Genomic DNA, 24493 nt, shown 5'->3' with positions numbered 1-24493 from the left:
ATGCACGGCCGAACTGCGCGTATGCCGCCCTGGACGCCGACGACTGGCAGGATGGGGGAATGTTCGGTGCCACGAAGAGCAAGGCCAAGGGCAAGGAGCCAGCCCGTCTCGACAAGGGCCCGCTCGGCGGCACGGCGCTGAGCCTGGCGCAGAAGCTGATCGCGATCGGCATCGACGGCAAGGCCGGATTCGACAGTGCCCGGGAGGTCGCCGAGGCGGCGCTCGCCGCGCAGCCGTTCGACCCGGAGCGCGCCATCGACAAGATCGTCGCCCAGCACCGCAGGCTGGCGGCGAGTTCGGGTTTCGTCACCAACCTCGGCGGCTTCGTCGCGATGGCCGTCGCGTTGCCAGTGAACCTGGCCGGTTTCTACCTCATCAACACCCGGATGGTCGCGGCCATTGCGCACGTGCGCGGCTACGATCTCGCCGACCCCGGGACGCGCACCGCCATACTCCTGGCGCTGGTCGGTGGCGACGCCGACGACGTGCTGAAGCAGGCGGGGGTCGTCAGCACCGGGCGACTGGCCAGCCTCGCGAGCAGTCAGCTCCCGCCGCCGGCGGTCATGGTCGTCAACAAGGCGGTCGGCTTCCGGCTGATCACCGAGGTGGGCAACAAGCTGTTCACCAAGCTGGGCAAGGGCATCCCGGTCGCCGGTGGCGTGCTCGGGGCTGGTCTGGACGCCTTTCTGCTGTCGCGCATCGCCCGGATCGCGCGGGAGGAGTTCCCGCCCAGCGAGCGCCTGCTGCGGGCGCCGTGGGGTCGCTGACGATGGTCCGACTGCCGAACGTGCGCTGGGCGGCGATGCGGCGCATCTCCGCCGCGCTGCAGGAGGTTGCCGAGCCGGGCGGGCCGCCGATCGCCACCCGGATCGCCTGCCTGCCGCGGATGTCGAAAGCCGTCGCCCGGGGCGACTACACCGGGGTCAGCGCCGGCCATCTCGCGTTGCTGGCAGGTGCCGCCGCGTATGTCGTGTCGCCGGTCGACCTGCTGCCCGAGGCGCTCGTGGGAGTCATCGGACTGGCCGACGACGCGGTGGTGCTGGCCTGGCTGGCCACCGCCCTCGCGGCGGACACCGAGCAGTTCCTGGCGTGGGAGAAGCGCCGCCGCGACACCATCAAGGGCGAGCGGCTGTCCTGAGCGGCCCGCCGGGCGTTCATCCACATCCGTCCGGCGCCGCGTGCGCTATACACCGGCGGGTCCGGGCGGTCTCGTCCCGCCCCGCGGTTTCGGGCGAGCCTGCAGTGCATGAATCCCACGCTGCACGGCATCGGCGACGTTGTTGCCTACGTCCCCTACTCACTTGGCTACGTCCCTGACGGACTGGTTCTCGTCGGGATGTGTGACTGCCGGGTCGGAGTCATCGCCCGGCTGGACCGGCCCCCGCCGACCGAGGCTGCCGACGCTGCGCGGTGCATCGCCGAGAAGGTGAGCCGCTCGAGCCCGGACGATGTCATCGTGTTGTGTTATGACGACTTCGGCCCGGTCGGCCGACTGTTCTGCGGCGAGCTCCGGGCACGTCTGCGCGTCTGCGGCGCCGACGTGTCTCACCTAGTGGACATCCGAAGCGGCGCGTGCTGGCGGGCCGAGCAGTGTGGCTGCGGCAACTGCCCTCGCGAGTGGGCGCCGGTGCCGCCCGCAGCGGGGGTGGCGCCCGTCGCCGAGCGCGTCCTGCGCGGCGTGGCGCCGGTCGCACACAGGTCGGACCTCGAGCACCGCTTCGAGTTGCGGCACCCCGAGGTTGCTGCCGCAGTGGAAGCGTGCATCGGCAGCAGCCCGGGGCTCGGGGAGGGCACCGCGTTCGTGCTGCCGAGAGTGCTGCTGGACACCGTCGCGGTGCACACGCTGCCGGTCACGGTGCTCGCGGGCGCGACTGTGGCCGTCTCGTCGGTGCAGGTCCGCGACGAGATCCTGTCCTGGCTGATGCCGGATTTCATGTCCGGGGAGCTGGGGCCGGTCAGCGGCCCGGTGGATCCGCACCATCTCGGGCTGCCGCCGGTGCGGCTGCGGGAGCTCGAGCCGTTCACCGATCCGGTCGAACTCGTGACCGGCCGTCTCGAGGAATGGATCGGCTGCATTCCGACCGCGCGCAGCGTGCCGGTGCTCGTGCTGCTGGCGGGCATCTCGTGGACGGTCGGCAGCGGGGTGATCGCCTCCATGGCACTCGATCACGCGCTGCGGCTGGAGCCGGGCTACCGGCTCGCCAGGCTGATGGCCACCGCCGTCGCCGCCGGGCTACGACCGGTGCGACCCGAGGGGCGTCCGGCATGAGACAGCAGCCGTAGCCCTTCGACGCGGACGCCTCGGTTTGCTACCGTCATACCTGTCATGAGTCCCAGCGGTTCGCGGACTCCTTCGCACGCACGACGCGAAGCAACGCGAACACAGCCCCGGCTGGCTGGGCGGCAACCCTCCACCGCGGTGGGGTGCCCCGGGTGAAGACAAGGCCGGCCGCAGCGTGCGCGCCGGCAAGCGCGGGGCCGCCGGGCCCCCTTGGGGCGAAGGAGCGGCCGGTGACCGTCATACATCCCGCGACCAGGTGGTGCGCTCCGCCGCCCGGCGCCAACCCGGACGCACGAGCGATCAGCCTGGTCGACGTCGAGCTCGAAAGCGGGGCAGTTCTCCCGGAAGTCGTGGTCAGCTTCCAGACGTGGGGACGGCTCGCGCCGCGCGCCGACAACGCGGTGCTGGTCGAGCACGCGCTCACGGGCGACTCGCACGTCGTCGGCGACGCCGGCCCGGGTCAGCCGACGCCCGGCTGGTGGCCGGGGCTGATCGGACCGGGTGCGCCGCTGGACTCCGATGAGCTGTATGTCGTGGCGATCAACGTGCTCGGTGGCTGCCGTGGGACCACCGGCCCGGGCTCGATCGCTCCCGACGGCCAGGCCTGGGGCTCGCGTTTCCCGCGGACGACGATCCGTGACCAGGTCGCGGTCGAGGCAGCGGTCGCGGACGCGCTCGGCATCGACGCATGGTCCCTGGTGCTGGGCGGCTCGATGGGCGGCATGCGGGCGATCGAGTGGGTCGCCGGCCGGCCCGGCCGCACCCGCGCGGCGCTCGTCCTGGCCAGTGCCGCGCATGCGACGGCCGATCAGATCGCGTGGGGGCAGGCGCAACAGCTCGCGATTGCCGCCGACCCCGACTATTGCGGTGGTGACTACTACGGCACCGGCCGGATCCCGGAGACCGGGCTCGGGATCGCCCGCCGGATCGCGCACACGACCTATCGCTGCGCCGACGAGCTGAACGACCGGTTCGGCACTCGTGCGCAGGGCTCGGAGGATCCGCTCGGCGACGGCCGGTTCGCGGTCGAGAGCTACCTGGACCACCAGGCCGGAAAGCTGGTCGGGCGGTTCGACGCCGGCTCCTACATGCACCTGACCGGGGCGATGGCGACGCACGACGTGGCGCGCGGGCGGGGGAGCCTCGCCGAGGTGCTGGGGTCCTACCCGGGACTGCTGCGGGTCGCCGCGGTCGACAGCGACCGGCTCTTCCCGGTCGCGCTGTCGGAAGAGATGGTCACGGCATACGGACGCGGGTGCGTGCGGCTGATGCGCTCAGCCCACGGGCACGACGGTTTCCTCATCGAGACCGGGCAGGTGGGCGCGATCGTCCGGGAGACCGTTGCCGACGCCCGCCGGCACCGATCCGCGGTGCTTGCGGCCGGCTGAGTACGTGCCACCTGCCCGCGCAGGCGCGACGTCCGGTAGCGTCGCCGGTGAGTCCGGGACCGGGAGAGGTGATCGTGCAGTGGCCGTCGTCGTGGGGTTCGTGCCGACCAAAGAAGGCGCCGCCGCATTGCATCGCGCGGCCGTGGAGGCGGCGGGGAGAGGCACTCCGCTGGTCGTGGTCGATTCCGTGCACGACAGCGACGGCGAACAGACGCCCGATGTGCGCGCCGCACTGGAGGAACTCGCGGGACGCGACGTCAGCTACGAAGTGCGCTCCGTGCCCGCCGGGCAGGACGTCACCGACGAGCTCCTGCGCATCGCCGAGGAGGAGAGCGCCGACCTTCTGGTGATCGGCCTGCGCCGCCGGTCACCGGTCGGCAAGCTGATCCTGGGCGCAAATGCGCAACGGATCCTGCTGGACGCGGCCTGCCCAGTGCTTGCGGTGAAGCCGGCAGAATAGCCACTGGCAGCCTAAAACTCTTTGATTCCAGTACTTTTCGCCGTATGGCGAATGCCACACTGAGGTGTTCGGGCGGGGCAATGGAATGATCCACGCCCGGAGTCGTTTTATAATGGTGAAGAAGCGTTCGCAGCCGGGTCGGACCAGCCCGGTTCAGCGGACGCATCGCAACCCAACCTCGGTCAGCCGTCGTCCCCGGACGGCAACGTAGTGGTGTCCGTGAACCCTGCGGGCCGACAGTTTTGGAAGGTAGTTGGTGGACTCAGTGTCGAAAACCCCCGGAGCCCCGGCCCTGCCGGCGGAGTTCGCCCATCCTGCCCTGCAGGAGCTCATGGCCGCGGGCCTCACGAACGGCTCGATCGACAGCTCACAGCTCAAGTCGGCTCTGGAAGCTGGCCAGATCGCACCGCAGCGGATGAAGACCGTGCTGCGGGCACTTGACGAGCGTGGCATCGCGGTGACCCTGGACACCGAACACGCCGCCCGCGCCGTGGCGACCACCACGACTCGCCGGGGCACCGCGACCAAGGCAGCGGCCAAGAAGACGGCCGCCAAGAAGGCGGAGGCCGCGAAGACCGAGGCCGACGCCGACGCGCCCGCGGCGAAGAAGACTGCCGCGAAGAAGACCGCAGCCAAGAAGGCCGAGCCCGAGGCGGCTGCTGCCGCCCCGGCCGCGAAGAAGACCGCAGCCAGGAAGACCGCAGCGGCCAAGAAGACGGCGGCGTCCGCAAGCCCGAAGGCGGACGAGGAAGAGCCGGCACCGGCACCGGAGGACGAGGCGACCGAGTCCGGCGGTTTCGTGCTGCGCCAGGACGACGAGGACGACGCGCCCGCGCAGCAGGTCGTCACCGCCGGTGCGACCGCCGACCCGGTCAAGGACTACCTCAAGCAGATCGGCAAGGTGGCCCTGCTCAACGCCGAGCAGGAAGTCGAACTCGCCAAGCGCATCGAGGCGGGCCTCTTCGCCGAGGAGAAGCTCAACTCGGGCGAGAAGATCGAGATGAAGCTCAAGCGCGAGCTGTGGTGGATCGCGCAGGACGGCAAGAAGGCCAAGAACCACCTGCTCGAGGCCAACCTGCGGCTGGTCGTGTCGCTGGCGAAGCGCTATACCGGCCGCGGCATGCTCTTCCTCGACCTGATCCAGGAGGGCAACCTCGGTCTGATCCGTGCGGTCGAGAAGTTCGACTACACCAAGGGTTACAAGTTCTCGACCTATGCCACCTGGTGGATCCGTCAGGCCATCACCCGCGCAATGGCCGACCAGGCCCGCACCATCCGCATCCCGGTGCACATGGTCGAGGTCATCAACAAGCTGGCCCGCGTCCAGCGGCAGATGCTGCAGGATCTCGGTCGCGAACCCACCCCGGAGGAGCTCGCCAAGGAGCTCGACATGACTCCGGAGAAGGTGGTCGAGGTCCAGAAGTACGGGCGTGAGCCGATCTCGCTGCACACCCCCCTCGGTGAGGACGGCGACAGCGAATTCGGTGACCTGATCGAGGATTCCGAAGCCGTGGTGCCGGCCGATGCGGTCAGCTTCACCCTGCTGCAGGAGCAGTTGCACTCGGTGCTCGACACGCTCTCCGAGCGGGAAGCCGGCGTCGTGTCGATGCGCTTCGGCCTGACCGACGGCCAGCCGAAGACTTTAGACGAGATCGGCAAGGTGTATGGCGTGACGCGTGAGCGGATCCGCCAGATCGAGTCCAAGACCATGAGCAAGCTGCGGCACCCATCGCGCTCGCAGGTCCTGCGCGACTACCTGGACTGAGTCTTCGTGCTGCGACTCCTCGCGGCATCGGAAAGGCCTGCGACGAACAGTTCGTCGCGGGCCTTTTCTGTCGCGGGCCTTTCCACTGCCCGTCGTCCTCTCCGCGTCAGCGGGGTGGGTGGGGTTTGTCGCGGGCGGCCAGTTCGGTGTTCCTAAGTCGCGACGGTCGAGGGTTTGGGACGGGAATCTGGGCTTGGGGTGTTCCTAAGTCGCGACGGTCGAGGGTTTGGGACGGGAATCTGGGCTTGGGGTGTCCCTAAGTCGCGACGGTCGAGGGTTCGGGACGGGAATCTGGGCTTGGAGTGTCCCGAAGTCGCGACGGTCGAGGGTTCGGGACGGGAATCCGGGCTGACGGTGCGTAACCGGCAACGGTCGCTGGTTGGGCGGGGCTTTCGGGGCGGGATACGCGAGAAGTGGCCCGAGTGGGCAGTTACTGGTGGGTATTTCGTCATACTCGCCAGTGACTGCCCACTGGAGCATCAAACTCGCGAGCGCGCCGATTCGCGGGCGGAAATCCAGTGCCGGGGGTGTCCCGGAGTCGCGACGGTCGAGGGTTCGGGACGGGAATCCGGGCAGGGGGCGTCCCGGAGTCGCGACGGTCGAGCTTTCGGGACGGCCGACCCCACCTGATCGCTCACCCACCGCGTGTTGTTGCCGGCTCGCCGCCGGGCTCTCCTACCGATCGCCGTCGCGCGGCTGCCGGAAGATGACCTGGAACGGCCAGTCGATCGCCCGCCGGAAGCCGCGGCCGAACGCGGCGCGGCCGGTGCCGGGCAGGATGGTCGACCCGAAGCGCTGCACCCACGACTGCTGCCGCCGGATGTCGCGCAGCACCTGCTGTGCCTGCCGGTCGATCGTCACCTCGGCGGTGCCGGGCGCGGCATACCGCTCGTCCTCCAGGGACTGGATGACCGAGTGCAGGGCAGCGGCGCCCTCGTCGGGCAGCACGGCGCGCGACCGGTAGTGGCGTTCGATGGCGCGTGGCGAACCCTCCGACTCGGGAGGCGGTATGCCGAGGTCGTGCAGCTGCGTCTGCAGCACCTGCCACTGCGCCTCGACCGGCTGGTGTTCGCGCAGGCGGGCGCTGATCGCGGAACGCTGGCGGCGAGCCAGCAGCGGCAGCACCAGCGCGCCGAGCAGGCCGACGAGCAGCACAGCGAGCACGATCAGCAGGTCGCGCAGCAGGTGCGGGTACCGCGGCCCGCCGGTCGAATGCTGCGGCGAGGTCACGATCGGTGCCGGGTGGGACGAGACGGACGGCCGCTGGGACGGTGCGGTCGTGCTGGAGCGCTGCCCCGGGACGTGACCGCCGCCATGGCCCGCGTCCACGGTGGTGGTGTATGACGGGGGGACTCCCGACCGGTCGCCGGGTGTCGGTTCGAACCGCGTCCACCCCATGCCGTCCAGGTAGAGCTCCGGCCAGGCGTGCGCGTTGGACTGGGTCACCGTGTAGAGGCCGTTTGGCGCGGGGACACCGGGCAGGAAACCCAGCGCCATCCGGGCCGGTATGCCGTCGGCACGCGCCAGCATGATCATCGCCGTGGCGAACTGCGTGCAGTATCCCTGCCGGGTGACCAGGAAGTTGGACAGCGGGTCCAGCTTCCTGCCGTCGACCGTCCGGCGCGGGGCGAGCGTCAGCGAATAGGTGAACAGGTCCGAGCGCAAGTAGTTCTGGATCCGCACTGCCTCGTCGAACGAGTTGCCGCCGCCCAGTTTCCGGGCGAGCGCACGCACGCGGCCCGCCGAGCTGGGGTCGAGCTCCAGCTCGTTGCCGAAACTGCCCGTGGACACCTGCACGCCCGCCCGGTATGCGGAGCGCTGCGGGATGTAGTAGCTGACCGAATAGTCCTTGACCGTCTTGGCGACGTAGGGCTGTCCGGTCTGTGCCGAGACGCCCCACTGCGTCGCGCCGAAATTGCCGAGCGAGATCGGGTATGGCGCGGGCACGTCCGGGGCCCGCATGGTGTTGTTCGTGATCTGCATGCTCTCGGTCGTCTCGGTGCGGCTCGTGGCCACGCCGTCGGACCGGGGGATCACCGCACCGTTCCGCTCCTGGGTGAGGTTTCCCGAGCTGGGGAACCCGGACCACTCGCCGTCGGAGTAGGTGCCGCCCGCGGTGACCCGCAGCGGTGGCGGCGACAGGTCGCTGGTCCGGAAGTTCAGCACCGGCGTGCCGTTGGTGCTGCGCAGGTCTTTCGCGAGGCTGACGGTCGTGCTGAAGGCGACGACGCCGGTGCCGTTGCCGTGCCCGCCGTGTCCCAGGCCCTTGGCGAAGTAGTGCGGAGCGGACCGGGGGATCAGCACCGGCACGATCAGCGCGAGCACGATCGTGACGATGCCGAGCACGCGCGCCGCGGACGCCATACCGCCGATGCCCAGCTGGTCCTCGTGCAGCGTCGGTGTCAGGGCGCGAGCGCGCACCGACGACCAGGTCCGGACGAGCAGCCCGCCGCCGTGCGCGATCAGGATCAGCCAGGACGCCGCGAGCAGGATGAAGAAGACGGGGTTGAGTGCGTCGCCGCTGTTGGAGGTGGACAGCAGGTAGATGACCATCATCGGGACCCCGGCGAGCGCCGGCTGCCGGCACGTCACGGCGAGGAAGTCCACCCCGATCGCCAGCCCGGGCACGATGACTTCGAGCATCATGAGTAGGCCGGGCGTCACGGGCGCGGGCGCGCGCGACTCGCGCACGGTGTCGTCGGCCTGGCGGACCAGATCGCCGACGGCCTGCAGGAAGCCGGAGTCCAGGTGATCGTGGACGTTGAGGAGTATGACGACGACGATCAGCGCGACCAGCTGCGCCGACAGGATCGCCCCCGCCGAGGCCCTCGTCATCCGCACCCCGGCACCGACTAGGCCGACGAACACGACGAGCAGTATCAACGCCCACAGCCAGCCGCCGCCCTGCAGCAGCGTCGTGAGCGGCCACGTCGCCACGATCGAGGCGATGACCGCCAGACCGGCTTCGCTGAGCCGGGCGCGGGCGATCACAGCGAACCCACTTGCACCAGCGCCTTGTTCGTGACGGTCGTCCAGGCGTCCAGGACCGGCAGCTTGGCGTGGACGATGACCACCCGCCAGCCCGCGGCGGCCAGCTGGTCGCGCACCCGGCGGGCGGCCTCACTCGGTGCGGCGTCCACCGCGTCGTCCCGTCTGGCGTGGGCGAAGGTCGCCGGGTCGAGCACGAAGCCGAGTGCTGCGGCGCCGGGCTGACGCAGTCCGGCGAGTTCGATCGCGGTGTCCTGGTCGCCCGCGGCGACGACAGCGACGGCGAGGCCGCCGGCTGCGACCTGGTCGAGCGCGGCGGACAGCACCTGGGTGAAGTCTTCGTCGGCGCCGAGTTCGGCGGATGCCAGGTCCTCGATCATCTGGGGCGTGGAGCGCTCGATGAGGTCGGTGTGGCTGGCGCGCAACGCTTCCCGGGTGATCAGCTGGGATCGGTAGCCGAGTTCGTCCAGCCGGACGAGCACGGAGGCGACGGCGCTGACCGCCCACTCGAACGAGCTGGCCGCGCCGGTGCCGGCGTGCGCGGAGGTACGCGAGTCCAGCAGCACGAGCGCCGACCTGCGGGCCGGCCGGTCCTCCTGCCGCACCATCAGCTGGCCGCGGTGCGCGGTGGCCGGCCAGTGCACCTTCCGCAGGTCGTCGCCGTCGTGGTAGTTGCGGATCGACACATCTTCTTCGCCGTGCAGCGCGATCATCTGCGGGGTCTCGCCGTCGTTGCCGACACCGGATCCGGGCGGGTGGCTGGCACCGAGCGGTATGACGCGCGGCAGCACCAGCAACTCGTCGGTGCTGGTCAGTGCCCGGGTCACGTGGGTCAGGCCGAACGGGTCGCGCTGGGTGAGGGTGACCGGCCCCAGCTGGTAGCGGCCGCGCAGGTGGCTGCGTACGACATACCGCACCTGCCGGGCGGCACCGGGCTCCAGCCGGGCGACGACGAAACGTGGCCGGTCGCCGAGCACGTAGTCGATGCGTTCCTCCGCCAGGTAGAGGCGGCTGGAGCGGGTGTCGACGTTGGTGAAGGTGACCTCGACCTCGGCGCGTTCGTCGGGTGTGGCGGTCGGAGGTGTCACCACCCGGCGCACGTCCAGGCGTGGCGCCGGCCGCCGCGCGAAGAGCAGCGCCCCGATCGCCAGCGCGAGCAACAGCACTCCGACCCGCACGATGTCCTCGAAACCCAGCACCTGACCGGTGATCGCCAGGACGACACCGGCGGCGAGGAATCCGCGTCCCAGGCCGGTGAAGGTGTGTGGCCGCTCCTGCACCATCAGCGTGCGCCGGAGGGCACCGCCACGTGTCGCACGATCTCGGTGAGCACACCGCCGACCCCACGATGCAGGTGCTGGTTGTCGCTCGACAGGATCACCCGATGGGCCAGCACCGGCTCGATGAGCCGCTGCACGTCCTCGGGTATGACGTGATCGCGCCCGTCCAGTGCGGCACCCGCGCGGGCCGCACGCAGCAGGTGCAACGACGCGCGCGGTGATGCGCCCAGTCGCAGCGCACTGCTGCCGCGGGTGGCGCCGACGAGGTCCACGATGTACTGGCGCAGCGCCGGGCTGGCGTGGACGGCCGACACCCGGGCCGCCATCCGGGCGACGGTCGCGCCGTCGGTCACCGGCTGCAGCCGCTCCAGCGGCGAGATCCCGCCGTGCACGTCGAGCATCTCCAGTTCCGCGGCCGGCGTGGGGTAGCCCATCGAGATGCGGGTCATGAAGCGGTCGCGCTGCGCCTCCGGGAGCGGGTAGGTGCCTTCCATCTCGATCGGGTTCTGGGTGGCCATCACGAGGAACGGCGCCTGCAGCCGGTAGGTGTCGCCGTCGACGGTGACCTGGCCCTCCTCCATGCACTCCAGCAGCGCCGACTGGGTCTTCGGCGACGCCCGGTTGATCTCGTCGCCGACGACGATGTTGGCGAAGATCGCGCCGCGGCGGAACTCGAAGGTGCGGCTGTCCTGGTTGAAGACGCTCACGCCGGTGACGTCGCTGGGCAGCAGGTCGGGCGTGAACTGGATGCGGCGCATCGGGCAGTCGATCGACCGAGCGAGCGCCTTGGCCAGCATGGTCTTGCCGACGCCGGGCACGTCCTCCAGCAGCAGGTGGCCGCCCGCGAGCAGCACGACGACCGCGGTGCGGATGACATCCGACTTGCCCTCGATGACCGAGGACACCGCCTGGTGGATGGCGCCCGCGACCTGCCGCACCTCGTCGATGCTGGTCCGGTCCCCGGGGTTGTCGGCGGCCGCGGCGTGCGGCGCCGAGCCGGTGTCGGTGGTGAAGGACATGTGTCGATCCTGCCTGATGTGTGCCGCTGGGTCACCTCATTCCGGCAACGACCGCAACCCAATCGTTGTCTGTGTCGTGCCGGCCGCTGCAGCCTGCCATCCGTTGCTCCACTTCGCTCCACCGGGTGGTCCCCAGGGGCTCCCGGTGGCGGGATGGGCGCCGTCATACGGCCGAGAGAGCGGTCCGGGACGCCATACCGGGCCGATCCGGACCCGCACCTGGGGGAATCGCTTCGGCTGCTCGCTCCACTCCGCTCCACGGCGCTGACCTGCGCAAACGAACGGCAACGGCACGCGTCACGGCGGGCGAGGGGCGACAGGTGGGGGAAAGTGGAGTACGGTGGGGCCAGTTGGTGAGCTGCGGCGCGCGGGTCAGGGATCGAGGAGGAGGTGGCGTGCATGTTTCTCGGCACACACACCCCCCGGCTTGACGAGAAGGGCCGCCTCTTCCTGCCCGCCAAGTTCCGCGACAAGCTCGCCGGCGGGCTGGTCATCACCCGGGGGCAGGAACGCTGCCTCTACGTCTTCGCGATGGCCGACTTCGAGCGCCTCGCCGCCGAGATGAACAACACCCCGGTCACCAACCGGGCCGTGCGCAACTTCCAGCGTGTGCTGCTGTCCGCCGCATCCGACGAGATCCCGGACAAGCAGGGCCGCGTGACCATCCCGGCCGTGCTGCGCGAATACGCCGGCCTCACCAAGGACTGCACGGTCATCGGCACCGGCAACCGGGTCGAGGTCTGGGACACCACGGCTTGGAACGACTTCCTCGCGGCAACCGAGGACGACTTCGCCGACCAGGGCGAGGAGGTGATTCCTGGCGGGCTGTTCTGACCCCCGGCCTCCATCCGCTCGGCACTCCCGACGTCCTCCGGCACACCTTCCCCGGTGCCGGAACCGGCGAGAGAGCTGGGAGCGGCTGGGGACCAGGGTTCAGAAAGAGCCAGGGATCACCGCGGAGCACGACGCATGACGATCGACACTCGCATCGCGAACAAGGAGCAGGGTGTGACCGCAGGAGGCGCCGCCGACCGGCACGTCCCGGTGCTCGCCGCCCGCATCACCGCGCTGCTCGCTCCCGCGCTCGAGGCGCCCGGCGCGGTCTTCCTCGACGGCACGCTCGGCATGGGCGGACACACGGAGGCGATCCTCGCGGCCTGCCCGCAGGCCACCGTGTATGGCGTCGACCGCGACACCCAGGCGCTGGACCTGGCGGGGGAGCGACTCGCGGCATACGGCTCGCGCTTCCAGCCGGTGCATGCCGTCTATGACGAGGCGATTCCCGTGCTCGCCGAACGCGGCGTGACGTCGATCGACGCCGCCCTCTTCGACCTCGGCGTCTCCTCCCTGCAACTGGACGAGACCGGGCGCGGGTTCGCCTACAGCGTGGACGCACCGCTGGACATGCGGATGGACCAGACCACCGGGCCGACCGCCGCCGACGTCCTCAACACGTACGCCGCGGCCGACCTCGAACGCATCCTGCGCACGTATGGCGAGGAGCGTTTCGCCCGCAAGATCGCCGGAGCCGTCGTGCGCGAGCGCGAACGGGCCCCGTTCACCGACTCGGCCCGGCTGGTCGAGTTGCTGCGTCGCGCCATACCGGCGGCATCGCAGCGCAGTGGGGGTCACCCGGGCAAGCGCACGTTCCAGGCGCTGCGCATCGAGGTCAACGGCGAGCTCGCGGCCTGGGAGGCAGCACTGCCGGCGGCGATCGACGCGCTCGCGGTCGGCGGCCGGGTCGCGGTCCTCTCCTATCACTCGCTCGAGGACCGGATCACCAAGCGCACGCTAGCGGCCGGTGCTACCAGCACCGCGCCGCCCGGGCTGCCGGTCGAGTTGCCGGAGCACGCGCCATACCTGCGGTTGCTGACCCGTGGCGCCGAACAGCCGACCGACCACGAAATCTCCGGCAACCCCCGCGCGGCGTCCGCGCGGCTGCGTGCCGCCGAACGTATCCTCCCCACAAGCCGTGGGGTTCAGCAGTCCAGACTGAAGGGACTCCGGTAGTCATGAGCGAGCGATCAGAGGGCTCGGGGCGAATGCACACACCGACGAAGGAGGGGTGTGCATGAGTCAGTTGACAGCACTGCCGCGTCCGGCGAGCCGGGCCGATCGACCGACCCGTCCCGCGCGCCCGGCCGCGCAGCCACCGCGGTTGCGCGTGGTCGAGGCCAAGGATGCCGCCGAGCACACCGGCGTGGGTTTCGTGCTGTTGTGCGTGCTGCTGCTCGTCGGTGGCCTGATCGGCCTGCTGCTGCTGAACACCGACCGGGCGCAGGAGTCCTTCGCGGCGCAGAACCTGCAGTCGCAGTCGTCGTCGCTGACCGACCAGCAGCAGGCGCTGTCCGGCGACATCGACGCGATGTCTGCTCCGCAACAGCTGGCTTTGCAGGCGCAGCGGATGGGGCTCGTCCAGGCGACGACGACCCGGTTCGTCCGCGCGTCCGACGGCAAGCTCCTCGGCGTGGCGAAACGGTCGGCGAAGGATTCGGCACTTACGGTGGAGACGCTTCCGACGACACCCGCCTCGCAGGTTGCGGCGGAGGCTGTCAGCGCCGCGTCGTCCGGCCTGCTGGTGACCAAGCCGAAGCCGGCCTCGAAGCACCACCCGGCCGCGGCGAAGTCGAAGGCAGGCACAGCGTCCGGCAAGGCTGCGAAGAAGTCCGAAAAGCACGGCACCGCAACTACATCCGCGAAGGACCGCAAAGCCGAGAAGCCGACGACCGGCACGCCGACGGCCACGAGCAGTCCCTCGCTCACCACGCCCGCCAACTAACCGACCGTGAGGTAACCCGTGACCACGTCCCGCCGGCCCGGTGCGCAGCCGCCACGTTCGAGCGGCGCGACCCGGGAGGCAGCCAAGGGCCGCGGCCGCCAGCGCGGCACGGCGCAGCGCCCGGGCCGCCCGTCCGCGGCCCAGTCCCAGCGGCCGCCACGGCCGAAGGCCGACACCCCGCCACCGCGTCAGCCGCGTCGTCCGGTGTCGCTCGGCGTGGGGCACCCGCGTCGCCGCGCCCGGGGGATCATGGTGGTCACGCTTATCGTGTTCAGCCTGTTCGCCGCGCAGTTGCTGCGCATCCAGGGCCTGAACGCCAAGGGCATGGCGTCGAAGGCGCTCGACTCGCGGTTGCGGTCGACCGTCATACCCGCCCAGCGCGGTTCGATCGTCGACTCGAACGGGGTCGTGCTGGCGTCGAGCGTGGACCGGGTCGACGTCACCGACGACCCCACCGCGACAGTCACCTACCGCAAGCAGATCAAGGACCAGGTCGTGCAGGTCGGCCTCGCCGGCGCGGCCACCGATATCGCCGACATCCTCGGTGTTCAGCCGCAGCCGCTGCTGGCGGCGATGCAGGCTGCCGACAAGCGCAAGTCGCGTTTCCTCTACCTGGCCAAGAGCATCACGCCCCAGCAGTGGAAGCAGATCGCCGCGCTCGGCATACCCGGCGTCATCCCCGTCGCGAGCACGCAGCGCAACTACCCGCAGGGCACCGCGCTCGCACCGCTGCTCGGCTGGGTCAACGGCAGCGGCCAGGGTGCCGGCGGGGTGGAGCTGATGGAGCAGACGGCGCTCAACGGCACGCCCGGCAAGCACGTCTACGAGCAGGCGCCCGACGGCACGGCGATCGCGACCGGCGACAACCAGGACACTCCTGCGGTCAACGGCGACAACGTGAAGCTGACCATCGACAACGACCTGCAGTGGTATGCCCAGAATGCGCTTACTGCCGCGGTGAAGCAGACCGACTCGCTGTCCGGCGAGGTCGTGATCATGGACACCCAGCAGAACCTCAAGGCGGTCGCGAGCTACCCGAGCTTCGACAACAGCGACGTGGCGGCGGCAAGGCCGAACGAGCTGCTGTCCGCCCCGTTCACCCAGGCGTACGAGCCCGGCTCCACCAGCAAGATCATCACCATGTCGGCCCTGCTCAACGAGGGCAAGGCCACTCCGACGACGCCGGTCGTCGTGCCGCCGAGGCTGATGCGCGCAGGCACCAGCTTCCACGACGCGGAGCCGCACGGCACCGAATACCTCACGCTGTCAGGGGTTCTCGCGCAGTCGAGCAACATCGGGACGATGATCGAGGGTGGCAAACTGCCGGCCGCGACCCTCTACAAGTACATGCGGGCGTTCGGCCTCGGGCAGACCACCGGGCTCGGCTACCCGGGTGAGTCCAGCGGGGTGCTGGCGCCATACAAGGACTGGAACGCGACCCAGCGCTTCACCGTCATGTTCGGCCAGGGCCTGGCCAGCACCGCCGTGCAGGAGGCGTCCGTCTTCGCCACGGTCGCCAACGGCGGCGTGAAGGAGCCGGTCAAGCTGATCGCCGGCATCGGCCAGGGCAACGACTACAAGGCGCCGGTCGACCACCGCAAGGCCACCCGCGTCATCTCCGCATCGACCGCCTCGCTGATGACCAAGATGATGGAAGGCATCGTGTCCAAGACCGGTACGGCGCCGATGGCCGCGGTCCCCGGGTATGCCGTGGCGGGCAAGACGGGCACCGCGAACCGCTATGACGCCGCCGTCGGCCACTACGACGGGGTGACCGCGTCGTTCATCGGGTTCGCGCCCGCCGACCACCCGCGCTACATCGTGTCGGTGGTGCTGCAACGGCCGGAGAACGGCACCTTCGGCGGGAACATCGCGGGGCCGGTGTTCGCCAAGATCATGAGCTACGCGTTGCAGCACGGCCGGGTTCCTGCCGGTCAGAAGCAGCCCGCGCCATACCCGCTGACGTGGGACCCGTCGAGCACGCGCAAGCCCTGACCAGACCATGATCGCGTTCACACTTCACGACATCGCCGCAGTCACCGGCGGCACGCTGCACGGTGACGACCGGCTGGTCGACGGACCCGTCGTCACCGACTCGCGTGAGGCCGCGCCCGGCAGCCTGTATGTCGCACGCGCCGGCGAGCACGCCGACGGGCACGATTACGCGCCGGCCGCGGTCACGGCGGGCGCCGTCGGGGTGCTGGGGTCGCGGGAGCTGGCCGGCATACCCACCGTCGTCGTGGCCGACGTGCAGGAAGCATTCGGCGCGCTGGCACGCGCGGTGGTCGACCGCAACCCGGCGCTGCGCATCGTCGGCATCACCGGCAGCTCCGGCAAGACCTCGACCAAGGACTTGCTGGCGCAGGTGCTCGCGCCGCTCGGCGAGACGGTCGCGCCGGTGGGTTCCTACAACTCCGAGGTCGGCGTGCCGCTGACCGTATGCCGGATCACCCCCACCACGCGTTTCCTGGTCGCCGAGATGGGCGCCACCCATCTCGGCAACATCGCCTACCTGACGCAGATCGTGCCACCGTCGATCGGCATCGTGCTGAACGTCGGCACCGCGCACGTCGGCGAGTTCGGGTCGGTCGAGGCGATCGCGCAGACCAAGGGCGAGCTGGTCGAGGCGCTCCCGGACTCCGGCGTCGCGGTGCTCAACGCCGACGACCCGCGCGTTGCCGCGATGGCCGCGCGCACCAGTGCCCGCGTGGTCACGGTCGGGCTGGGCGCGGATGCGCAGGTGCGTGCCGCCGATGTCAGCCTGGACGAGCAGGACCGGCCGTCGTTCACGATCCTCGGCCTGGACGGCAGCGAGCCGCTGCCGGTGCGGCTCGGGCTGCACGGTGAGCACCAGGTCGGCAACGCCCTGGCGGTCGCGGTGGCGGCGCGCGAGCTGGGCGCCGCCCCCGAGCAGATCGCGGCCGGGCTGGCGGGCGCTCAGCCGGTGAGCCGGTGGCGCATGGAGGTGCACCAGCTGCCCGGCGGAGTGACCTTGATCAACGACGCCTACAACGCCAACCTCGACTCGATGCTCGCCGCGCTGCGTGCGCTGCAGCGCATCGGGCGCGGGCGTCGCACCATCGCGGTGCTAGGCGAGATGCGCGAGCTGGGCAACTTCAGTGAGCAGGCGCACCGCGAGGTCGGGGTGGCTGCGGCGCAGACCGGAGCCGGCGTCGTGATCGCGGTCGGTGCCGGAGCCGAACCGATCGCGGCGGCCGCCGAGGCCGGTGGCGTGAGCGTGCGCCGTGTCGCAGACGTCGAGGAAGCTCACGGCGCGGTGATGCAACTTCTCGCGTCGTCAGACGTCATACTCTTCAAGTCCAGTCGCGACTCCGGGCTGCGTTTCCTGGGCGACCGGATCACTCTCGAGCAAGGTGGGTACCTCCAAGACAATGGACCGACGCATGCGTAGGCCCGGCACGCCGCCCGTCCCGACCGCTCTGCTCCCGCACGGGGGTGAGCGGTGAAGCTGGTTCTCATCGGCGCACTGGTCGCGCTGATCGTCGGGCTGGTCGGCACTCGTTATTTCATCTCCCTGGCGAGGGCGAAGGGCTGGGGGCAGTTCGTCCGCGACGACGGCCCGACCAGCCACCACACCAAGCGCGGCACCCCCCAGATGGGCGGTGTCGTCATCATCGCCGGGAGCGTGCTCGGCTACGTGCTGGCACACCTGTTCACCTGGGATCCGCCCACCGCGTCGGGCATGCTGGTGCTGTTCCTGATGGTCGGCCTCGGCTTCGTGGGCTGGCTGGACGACTGGCTGAAGATCTCCCACCAGCGCTCGCTCGGGCTGACCTCCGTGCAGAAGCTGGGTGGTCAGACGGTGGTCGCGGTCATCTTCGCGATCCTGGCCACCAAGTTCTCCCGCGGCGGCGTCTCCCCGGCCAGCTATCGCATCTCGTTCGTGCGCGACACCTGGATCAACCTCGCCTTCCACGGCACCGTGCTCGGCGTGATCCTCTTCGTCATCTGGGCCAACATCATGATCGCCGGCACCAGCAACGGGGTGAACCTCACCGACGGGCTGGACGGTCAGGCGACCGGTGCCTCGGTGATGGTGTTCGGCGCCTACGTGCTGATCAGCGTGTGGCAGTTCAACCAGAACTGTCAGTTCCACCATGTCGCGAAGTGCTACAACGTGCGCGATCCGCTGGACCTGGCCGTGGTCGCGGCGTGCGTCATGGGTGCCTGTTTCGGCTTCCTGTGGTGGAACGCCTCCCCGGCGAAGATCTTCATGGGTGACACCGGCTCGCTCGGGCTCGGCGGAGCCCTGGCCGGCCTCGCAATCACCACCCGCACCGAGCTGCTCGTGGTCATCATCGGCGGGCTGTTCGTGCTGGAGACCGTGTCGGTGATGCTGCAGGTGAGCTACTTCAAGCTCACCAAGCGCAGCAACGGCGGCGTCGGGAAGCGGCTGTTCCGGATGACGCCGATCCACCACCACTTCGAGATGCTCGGCTGGGAACAGGTCACCGTGACGATCCGCTTCTGGATCATCTGCGGGTTGTGCGTCGCCGCCGGCCTCGCGATCTTCTACGCCGAGTGGGTCGTGGGCGGAGTTGTCTGAGACCGGGGTGGACGGCCGTGACTTGTCCCACGGTGGGGGCGACTGGCCGGGGCTGCGGGTGGTCGTCGTCGGCCTGGGTGTGTCGGGGTTTGCCGCCGCGGATGCGCTGCTCGAACGCGACGCGGTCGTGACCGTGGTCAGCCGCGACCGTTCCCCGGTGATGGAGGAGCGCGCGCGGGTCCTGGACATTCTCGGCGCCACCGTGCTGTTCGGCGACGACGTGCCGGCGGTGCCGCCAGAGGGCACCCAGCTGGTCGTCACGTCGCCGGGTGTGCCGCCGTCGAATCCGTTCCTGCGGGCGGCGGCCGCGGGCGGCATACCCGTGTGGGGCGAGGTGGAGCTCGCCTGGCGGATGCGCCCCGCCGAGGGTGCGGCGCCGTGGCTGACCATCACCGGCACCAACGGCAAGACGACCGCCGTCACCATGCTGGAGTCGATCCTGCGCGCCGCCGGGTTGCGCGCGGTCGCGGCCGGCAACGTCGGCACCCCGATCCTCGAGGCGGTGCTGCACCCCGAGCCGTATGACGTTCTGGCCGTTGAGCTTTCGAGTTTCCAGATCCACTGGTCGAGCAGCGTCTCGCCATACTCCTCGTGCCTGCTCAACGTGGCGCCGGACCATCTCGACTGGCACGGGTCGTATGACGAATACCGTCGCGTGAAGGGCCGTGTTTTCGAGCGCACCCAGGTCGCCGCCGTCTACAACGTGCAGGATCCGACGACCGAGCAACTGCTGATGGAGGCCGAGGTCGTGGAGGGCTGCCGGGCGATCGGCTTCACCACCGGCATGCCAGAGATCTCGATGGTCGGGCTGGTCGGCGACGTGCTCGCGGACCGGGCGTTCGTCGACGACCGGCGCACCAGCGCCGCCGAACTCGGCACGCTCGACGACCTGTCCATCGGGGGAGTGCCCCCCGCACCGCACTACGTCGCCGACGCCCTCGCGGCCGCGGCGCTGGCCCGCTCCTTCGGCGTCGCGCCGGCCGCCGTGCAGGCGGGGCTGCGCGCCTATACCCCGCAACCGCACCGGGTGCAGACCGTCGGCACGGTCGACGACGTGCGCTACGTCGACGACTCGAAGGCGACCAACACCGACGCGGCACGCGGTTCGGTGACCGCGTTCGAGCACGTGGTGTGGATCGCCGGTGGCCTGCTCAAGGGCGCCGACGTCGATGACCTGGTGCGGGCCGCGGCGCCGCATCTGCGGGGAGTCGTGCTGCTCGGCCGGGACCGCGAGCAACTGGCGGAGGCATTGCGCCGACACGCGCCGGATGTCCCGGTGGTCGAGGTCGCCAGCACCGACACTGGAGCCATGCCCGAAGTTGTCCGTGCAGCGCGCGCGCTCGCTCAGCCTCGTGACGTGGTCCTGCTGGCGCCCGCTGCCGCGTCGATGGACATGTTCGACAACTACGGCGCCCGCGGCGACGCGTTCGCCGCCGCCGTGCGCGAACTCGGGCGCGCATGACAGCGCCCAGCCAGCCGGCTTCCCTCGACCTGTCGCGCTTCCAGCCGAAGGCGCTGCTGCGGCGCCTGGAGTCCCCGGTCGCGCCCTATTACCTGCTGCTCGGCGCCACCGGCATGCTGCTGCTTTTCGGCCTGGTGATGGTGTTGTCGGCGTCGAGTGTCACGTCATACCAGGCGAGCGGTTCGTCATACACCGTCTTCAAGAACCAGGCGATGTATGCCGTGATCGGCGTCATCGCGGCCGGCGCCGCGACACGCGTGTCGGTGCGCTGGTGGCGGCTGCTCGCCCTGCCGGCGTATGCCGGGGCGGTCCTGCTGCAGATGGCGGTCTTCTCCCCGATCGGCCGCACCGTGCAGGGCAACCGCAACTGGATCGGTCTTGGCGGTTTCACGGTCCAGCCGTCGGAGGCCGGCAAGATCGCGATCATTCTGGTCGGGGCGATGATCCTGACCCGCAAGCGCAAGGTGCTCGGCGAGTGGCGGCACGTGCTGATCCCGTTCGTCTTCCCGCTGGCGATTGTGCTGCTCGGGCTGGTGCTGCTGGGTCACGACCTGGGCACGACGATGGTGCTGGCCGCGATCGCCGGCGCGATCCTCTTCGTGGCCGGGGTGCGGCTGCGCGTGTTCGCGTTCTTCGGCGCTCTCACGGCGGCCGTCGCGCTGGCCTTCGTCGCGACCAACAGCAACCGCAGCGGGCGCCTCGACGCCTGGCTCGGGACCTGCATCAACGCACAGTCGGACGGCTGCTACCAGAAGGTCCACGGCCTCTACGCGATGGCCGACGGCGGCTGGTGGGGCGTCGGCCTGGGGGCCAGCCGCGAGAAGTGGTCGTGGCTGCCGGAGGCGCACAACGACTTCATCTTCGCCATCATCGGCGAGGAGCTCGGGCTGCCAGGCACCCTCGCGGTGATCGCCCTGTATGTCGCACTCGGTTATGCCTGCTACCGGCTGATCGTCACGAGCAAGGACTTCTTCGTCCGGATCGCCACGGCCGGTGTGATGGCCTGGATCCTGGTGCAGGCGATGATCAACGTCGGGTCGGTGACCGGCCTGCTGCCGATCATCGGTGTCCCGCTGCCGCTGGTGTCCTCCGGTGGGTCGGCGCTGGTCACCACGTTGTTCGCGCTCGGCATGGTGATCTCGTTCGCGCGCAACGAGCCCGCCTGCAAGGCCGCTCTCGCGGCCCGGCCGAGCGCGGTCAAGCGCACGCTGGCGGTGCTCCCGCTCGGCCGTCGCTGAGCGCGCCCGGCACAATACGTCCATGACTGCCGCTTCCCGATCGCTGAAGTCCGTCGTGCTGGCCGGTGGCGGCACCGCCGGACACATCTCCCCGCTGCTGGCGACAGCGGACGCCTTGCGGCGGCGCCACCCCGACGTGCAAATCACCGTGCTCGGCTCGCACGGCGGCATGGAGGAGACCCTGGTGCCGGAGCGTGGCTACGACCTGCGGCTGATCGACAAGGCCGCCTTCCCGCGCCGCCCGAATGCCGAGGCCGTGCACTTCCCCGCGAAGCTGCGCGGTGCCCGGCGGGACACGGCGGCGCTGATCCAGGAGGTCGACGCGGACGCGGTTGTCGGGTTCGGCGGCTACGTCAGCCCGCCGGCCTTCCTGGCCGCGCGCAAGCTGCGCGTGCCGATCGTCGTCCACGACGGCAACGCGCTGGCCGGGATGGCCACCAAACTCGGCGCACGCTTCACCCCGTATGTCGCGACCGCGTTCTCGGTCACCAAACTGCCCGGTGCGCAGGTGCTCGGCATGCCGCTGCGTCGCGAGATCACCCGCCTCGATCGGCGGGCGATCCGCCGGGAGGCGCTGGAGGCGTTTGGCCTGAACGGTGACCTGCCGACGGTCCTGGTGACCGGTGGGTCCAGCGGCGCGGTGCGCGTCAACGAGCCGGTCGCTGCGGCGGCCGGTGCCTTCCGGTCTGCCGGGGTGCAGGTGCTGCATGTCACCGGCAAGGGCAAGGAGGTGGACGTCGTGACCACCTTGGATAGGGGCGGGGTCCCCGCGAAGTATTCGGGGGAGCGAAGCGGAGGAGAAACTTCGCGGGGTATCGATCCGGCGTATGTCGTGCTGCCGTATGCCGATCGGATGGACCTCGCGTATGCCGCCGCCGACCTGGTGGTCGCGCGGTCCGGCGGCAACATGGTCTGCGAGACCTCGACGATCGGCCTGCCTGCGGTGTTCGTGCCGCTGCCGGTCGGCAACGGCGAGCAGCGGCTCAATGCGGCGGATGTCGTCGCCGCGGGGGGAGCGCTGCTGGTGGACAACGACGACTTCACCCCCGACTACATCGAGCAGCAGGTCGTGCCGCTTGCGAAGGACCCGGCTCGCCTGGCGCGTATGGCGGAGGCGGCCCGGGCACAGGGCCACGGTGACGCCGACGAGCGGCTGGTCGACATGATCGAGCAGGCCGCGAGCGCACCCGCCCGCTGACGGTGTTTTCCGCCATTGACCCCGCAAACCGTCATTGACGGCGCAGCAGCGGCGTCACCGGCCGGTTCAGCCGTCAATCGTGAAGGAAGGATCGAGCACATGCCGGACAATGAGCCCGACGGCGTCAATCGCCGCTTCGATTTCGCAGCACCGGTGCCGCGCCTGGCCGACATCCGCGCGGCGCACCTGATCGCCATCGGTGGATCAGGTATGTCGGGGGTCGCCCGGCTGCTGCTCGCCGCGGGGGTGCAGGTGTCCGGGTCCGACCGCGCGCACAGCGCGGTGCTGGACGAGCTGGCCGCTGCCGGTGCGCAGGTGTGGGTCGGGCAGACCGCCGAGAACGCGCAGCGGATCCCGGACGACGCCGTGGTCGTGGTGTCCTCGGCGATCGCGGAGGACAACCCGGAGCTGTCCGCTGTGCGGGCCCGCGGGCTGCGAGTGCTGCATCGGGCGCAGGCCCTCGGCATACTGCTGGCCGGCCGGGCCGCGCTCGCGGTGGCGGGCGCGAACGGCAAGACGACGACGAGCGCGATGGCCGTGGTGGCACTGCGTGCGGTGGGCGCCGACCCGTCGTTCGCGATGGGTGCCCCGATCGCCGGCATCGGGGCCAATTCCGGTGTGGGACAGGGAGATTCGTTCGTCGTAGAAGCCGATGAGAGCGACGGGTCGTTCGTCGTCTACCACCCGCAGGTCGCCATCGTGACCAGCGTGCGGGACGACCACCTCGACTTCTACGGCACGTCGGAGCGGCTGCGGGAGGCGTATGCCGACTTCGCGGACACGATCCGCGAGGGAGGCCTGCTCGTGGCGTGCGCGGATGACCCGGGCGCGTCCGCGCTTGCCCAGCGGCACCGGGCGCTGGGCCGTCGGGTGGTCACGTACGGCCGCAGTTCTGACGCCGGCCTGCGCATGGTGGACGAGTCCGGTTCCGGCTTCGACTGGTCGGCGACCTTGCTGCCGGCTACCGGCGGCCGGATCCCCTTGCGGCTCAAGGTGCCTGGCGCGCACAACCTGCAGAACGCCACCGGCGTGGCCCTCGCGTTGACCGAGGGATTCGGGCTCGACCTGGAGCAGGTCGTTGCCGGGCTCGGCGAGTTCGCCGGCTCGGCCCGGCGGCTGGAGCCGCGCGGCGGGGCGGGTGGCGTGCGGGTGATCGACGACTATGCGCACAACCCGGACAAGCTGGACGCCGCGGTGCGTGCCGGGCTCGGATTGCGTGACGGCGGAAGGCTTTTCGTGGTCTTCCAACCACACCTCTTCTCTCGTACCCAGCATGCCGCGACCGGGCTGGCGGCGGCGCTGTCGCTGGCCGACGTCGCCGTCGTGCTGGACGTCTACCCGGCCCGCGAGGCGCCCGTGCCAGGCGTGACCGGCGCGCTCGTTGCCGACCAGGTGACGGCGTCCGAGATCGTCTATGCACCGACGCTCGACGAGGCGCTGCAGGCGACGCTCGACCGGGTGCGCCCCGGCGATCTGGTGCTCACCGTCGGTGCGGGTGACATCACCACCCTCGGCCCGCGGTTGCTTGCGGCGCTGGGGTGACGGCCGGGGGCGCCCTCGGCCGTGCCCTGAGTAGCGGGGAGCGCTATGCAAACGGTCGGCTGGCCGAGTAGCGGGGGAGCGTATCGAGGTCAGCCGGGGCGGAGGAGCGTGTCGAAGGTGTGGCTGACCTCGATACGGGCTCGCCTAGCGGCTCGCCCTACTCGGCCAGTCAGCACAGGGGCATGCCGGCCAGGATCTGTGCACAACCCGCCCGGAACTGGCGGGATGTGGACAACAAATTGCCGCGAAAAGTGGTGCATCCGAATAGGATTCGGGTATACTCGAACACATGGACGACACCACGAAAACCAGTGCGGGAGACGGCGTGACCGTTTTCGGTGTTGCTGTGGTGTCCGCGTTCCGCGACCAGCTGACCGCACCCATCAGTGCGGATGCTGACACCGACCTGCTGGCCGAACTACGGGCGTTGGAGGAACTGAAAAACGCGATCACCGCCCGGCAAGCCCGGATCACCGTCCACCTGCACGAGCAGCAAACCTCCCGGGATGTTCCGCGCGGGATCGAC

The 24493-nt window shown here is 70.2% G+C and carries 20 protein-coding genes and 1 riboswitch; of the genes, 17 read left to right on the top strand and 3 right to left on the bottom strand.

All coding sequences use genetic code 11. The features are described from left to right. The first annotated feature begins 59 nt into the window (after positions 1 to 59). The 6 genes from EFY87_RS15005 (at position 60) to EFY87_RS14980 (ending at position 5894) form a co-directional block, all read left to right on the top strand. Positions 60 to 767: an EcsC family protein gene (locus EFY87_RS15005; protein WP_123272303.1), complete on the top strand. Its 708-nt coding sequence runs from the start codon at positions 60 to 62 to the stop codon at positions 765 to 767. Between the two features lie 2 nt (positions 768 to 769). Further along, complete coding sequence (locus tag EFY87_RS15000) at positions 770 to 1138, top strand: DUF1232 domain-containing protein (RefSeq protein WP_123272302.1); 369 nt, start codon at positions 770 to 772, stop codon at positions 1136 to 1138. Positions 1139 to 1246: 108 nt separating this feature from the next. Continuing rightward, the gene (locus EFY87_RS14995) at positions 1247 to 2269 is read left to right on the top strand and encodes a DUF4192 domain-containing protein (RefSeq protein ID WP_123272301.1); all 1023 of its coding nucleotides are present in this window, start codon (positions 1247 to 1249) and stop codon (positions 2267 to 2269) included. A 53-nt stretch (positions 2270 to 2322) separates the two neighbouring features. After that, positions 2323 to 2479: riboswitch (SAM riboswitch) on the top strand. Positions 2480 to 2511: 32 nt separating this feature from the next. After that, complete coding sequence (gene metX, locus EFY87_RS14990) at positions 2512 to 3669, top strand: homoserine O-acetyltransferase MetX (protein WP_220093653.1); 1158 nt, start codon at positions 2512 to 2514, stop codon at positions 3667 to 3669. A 79-nt stretch (positions 3670 to 3748) separates the two neighbouring features. Further along, positions 3749 to 4129 (top strand): universal stress protein, encoded by a 381-nt coding sequence (locus EFY87_RS14985; RefSeq protein WP_123272300.1) that lies wholly within the window; start codon positions 3749 to 3751, stop codon positions 4127 to 4129. A 331-nt stretch (positions 4130 to 4460) separates the two neighbouring features. Further along, positions 4461 to 5894 (top strand): RNA polymerase sigma factor, encoded by a 1434-nt coding sequence (locus EFY87_RS14980; protein ID WP_123272382.1) that lies wholly within the window; start codon positions 4461 to 4463, stop codon positions 5892 to 5894. Positions 5895 to 6569: 675 nt separating this feature from the next. On the opposite strand, the gene EFY87_RS14975 is transcribed toward EFY87_RS14980, so the two are convergent. The 3 genes from EFY87_RS14975 to EFY87_RS14965 are packed head-to-tail and all read right to left on the bottom strand — an operon-like array spanning position 6570 to position 11181. After that, positions 6570 to 8885 carry a transglutaminase TgpA family protein gene (locus EFY87_RS14975; protein ID WP_123272299.1) on the bottom strand — a complete coding sequence of 772 codons (2316 nt, stop codon included), beginning with the start codon at positions 8883 to 8885 and terminating at the stop codon, positions 6570 to 6572. Then, the gene (locus EFY87_RS14970) at positions 8882 to 10165 is read right to left on the bottom strand and encodes a DUF58 domain-containing protein (protein WP_123272298.1); all 1284 of its coding nucleotides are present in this window, start codon (positions 10163 to 10165) and stop codon (positions 8882 to 8884) included. The genes EFY87_RS14975 and EFY87_RS14970 overlap by 4 nt, the downstream gene beginning before the upstream one ends. After that, positions 10165 to 11181, bottom strand: a complete 1017-nt coding sequence (locus EFY87_RS14965) for an AAA family ATPase (protein WP_123272297.1) — start codon at positions 11179 to 11181, stop codon at positions 10165 to 10167. The genes EFY87_RS14970 and EFY87_RS14965 overlap by 1 nt, the downstream gene beginning before the upstream one ends. A 399-nt stretch (positions 11182 to 11580) precedes the next feature. Between EFY87_RS14965 and mraZ the strand changes: the two genes are divergently transcribed. From mraZ to EFY87_RS14910, 11 genes are all read left to right on the top strand, one after another. After that, positions 11581 to 12015, top strand: a complete 435-nt coding sequence (gene mraZ / locus EFY87_RS14960; RefSeq protein ID WP_123272296.1) for a division/cell wall cluster transcriptional repressor MraZ — start codon at positions 11581 to 11583, stop codon at positions 12013 to 12015. Between the two features lie 135 nt (positions 12016 to 12150). Continuing rightward, the gene (rsmH, locus tag EFY87_RS14955; protein WP_123272295.1) at positions 12151 to 13191 is read left to right on the top strand and encodes a 16S rRNA (cytosine(1402)-N(4))-methyltransferase RsmH; all 1041 of its coding nucleotides are present in this window, start codon (positions 12151 to 12153) and stop codon (positions 13189 to 13191) included. Between the two features lie 61 nt (positions 13192 to 13252). Continuing rightward, on the top strand, positions 13253 to 13960 hold the full coding sequence (gene ftsL / locus EFY87_RS14950) for a cell division protein FtsL (RefSeq protein WP_123272294.1): 708 nt from the start codon (positions 13253 to 13255) through the stop codon (positions 13958 to 13960). A gap of 18 nt (positions 13961 to 13978) precedes the next feature. Beyond that, positions 13979 to 15955 (top strand): peptidoglycan D,D-transpeptidase FtsI family protein, encoded by a 1977-nt coding sequence (locus tag EFY87_RS14945; RefSeq protein ID WP_245988666.1) that lies wholly within the window; start codon positions 13979 to 13981, stop codon positions 15953 to 15955. A 7-nt stretch (positions 15956 to 15962) separates the two neighbouring features. Beyond that, positions 15963 to 17372 carry a UDP-N-acetylmuramoyl-tripeptide--D-alanyl-D-alanine ligase gene (locus EFY87_RS14940; protein WP_123272292.1) on the top strand — a complete coding sequence of 470 codons (1410 nt, stop codon included), beginning with the start codon at positions 15963 to 15965 and terminating at the stop codon, positions 17370 to 17372. A 51-nt stretch (positions 17373 to 17423) separates the two neighbouring features. Then, complete coding sequence (gene mraY / locus EFY87_RS14935; protein WP_123272291.1) at positions 17424 to 18527, top strand: phospho-N-acetylmuramoyl-pentapeptide-transferase; 1104 nt, start codon at positions 17424 to 17426, stop codon at positions 18525 to 18527. Next, complete coding sequence (gene murD, locus EFY87_RS14930; RefSeq protein WP_123272290.1) at positions 18520 to 19989, top strand: UDP-N-acetylmuramoyl-L-alanine--D-glutamate ligase; 1470 nt, start codon at positions 18520 to 18522, stop codon at positions 19987 to 19989. The genes mraY and murD overlap by 8 nt, the downstream gene beginning before the upstream one ends. Then, on the top strand, positions 19986 to 21227 hold the full coding sequence (gene ftsW / locus EFY87_RS14925) for a putative lipid II flippase FtsW (protein WP_123272289.1): 1242 nt from the start codon (positions 19986 to 19988) through the stop codon (positions 21225 to 21227). Before murD ends, ftsW begins: the two co-directional genes overlap by 4 nt. Before the next feature lie 22 nt (positions 21228 to 21249). Continuing rightward, a complete protein-coding gene (locus tag EFY87_RS14920; RefSeq protein WP_123272288.1) occupies positions 21250 to 22425 on the top strand; it encodes a UDP-N-acetylglucosamine--N-acetylmuramyl-(pentapeptide) pyrophosphoryl-undecaprenol N-acetylglucosamine transferase in 1176 nt (391 codons plus the stop codon). 99 nt (positions 22426 to 22524) lie between these two features. Beyond that, on the top strand, positions 22525 to 23967 hold the full coding sequence (gene murC, locus EFY87_RS14915; protein ID WP_123272287.1) for a UDP-N-acetylmuramate--L-alanine ligase: 1443 nt from the start codon (positions 22525 to 22527) through the stop codon (positions 23965 to 23967). Positions 23968 to 24256: 289 nt separating this feature from the next. Further along, positions 24257 to 24493 (top strand): hypothetical protein (locus EFY87_RS14910; RefSeq protein WP_148043360.1); only part of this gene is annotated, 237 nt, incomplete at its 3' end.

The organism is Flexivirga caeni, assembly GCF_003724155.1.
GTDB lineage: Bacteria > Actinomycetota > Actinomycetes > Actinomycetales > Dermatophilaceae > Flexivirga > Flexivirga caeni.
The sequence above is the reverse complement of the archived record's forward strand: the minus strand, read 5'-3'. Positions and strand labels throughout refer to the sequence as shown.

Excerpts from the sequence above, each read along its gene's own strand:
- EFY87_RS15005 (WP_123272303.1), top strand. The coding sequence starts at position 60 with ATGTTCGGTGCCACGAAGAGCAAGGCCAAGGGCAAGGAGCCAGCCCGT.
- EFY87_RS15000 (WP_123272302.1), top strand. The coding sequence starts at position 770 with ATGGTCCGACTGCCGAACGTGCGCTGGGCGGCGATGCGGCGCATCTCC.
- EFY87_RS14995 (WP_123272301.1), top strand. The coding sequence starts at position 1,247 with ATGAATCCCACGCTGCACGGCATCGGCGACGTTGTTGCCTACGTCCCC.
- EFY87_RS14980 (WP_123272382.1), top strand. The coding sequence starts at position 4,461 with ATGGCCGCGGGCCTCACGAACGGCTCGATCGACAGCTCACAGCTCAAG.
- EFY87_RS14970 (WP_123272298.1), bottom strand. The coding sequence starts at position 10,165 with ATGGTGCAGGAGCGGCCACACACCTTCACCGGCCTGGGACGCGGATTC.
- EFY87_RS14965 (WP_123272297.1), bottom strand. The coding sequence starts at position 11,181 with ATGTCCTTCACCACCGACACCGGCTCGGCGCCGCACGCCGCGGCCGCC.
- mraZ (WP_123272296.1), top strand. The coding sequence starts at position 11,581 with ATGTTTCTCGGCACACACACCCCCCGGCTTGACGAGAAGGGCCGCCTC.
- rsmH (WP_123272295.1), top strand. The coding sequence starts at position 12,151 with ATGACGATCGACACTCGCATCGCGAACAAGGAGCAGGGTGTGACCGCA.
- ftsL (WP_123272294.1), top strand. The coding sequence starts at position 13,253 with ATGAGTCAGTTGACAGCACTGCCGCGTCCGGCGAGCCGGGCCGATCGA.
- EFY87_RS14940 (WP_123272292.1), top strand. The coding sequence starts at position 15,963 with ATGATCGCGTTCACACTTCACGACATCGCCGCAGTCACCGGCGGCACG.
- ftsW (WP_123272289.1), top strand. The coding sequence starts at position 19,986 with ATGACAGCGCCCAGCCAGCCGGCTTCCCTCGACCTGTCGCGCTTCCAG.
- EFY87_RS14920 (WP_123272288.1), top strand. The coding sequence starts at position 21,250 with ATGACTGCCGCTTCCCGATCGCTGAAGTCCGTCGTGCTGGCCGGTGGC.
- murC (WP_123272287.1), top strand. The coding sequence starts at position 22,525 with ATGCCGGACAATGAGCCCGACGGCGTCAATCGCCGCTTCGATTTCGCA.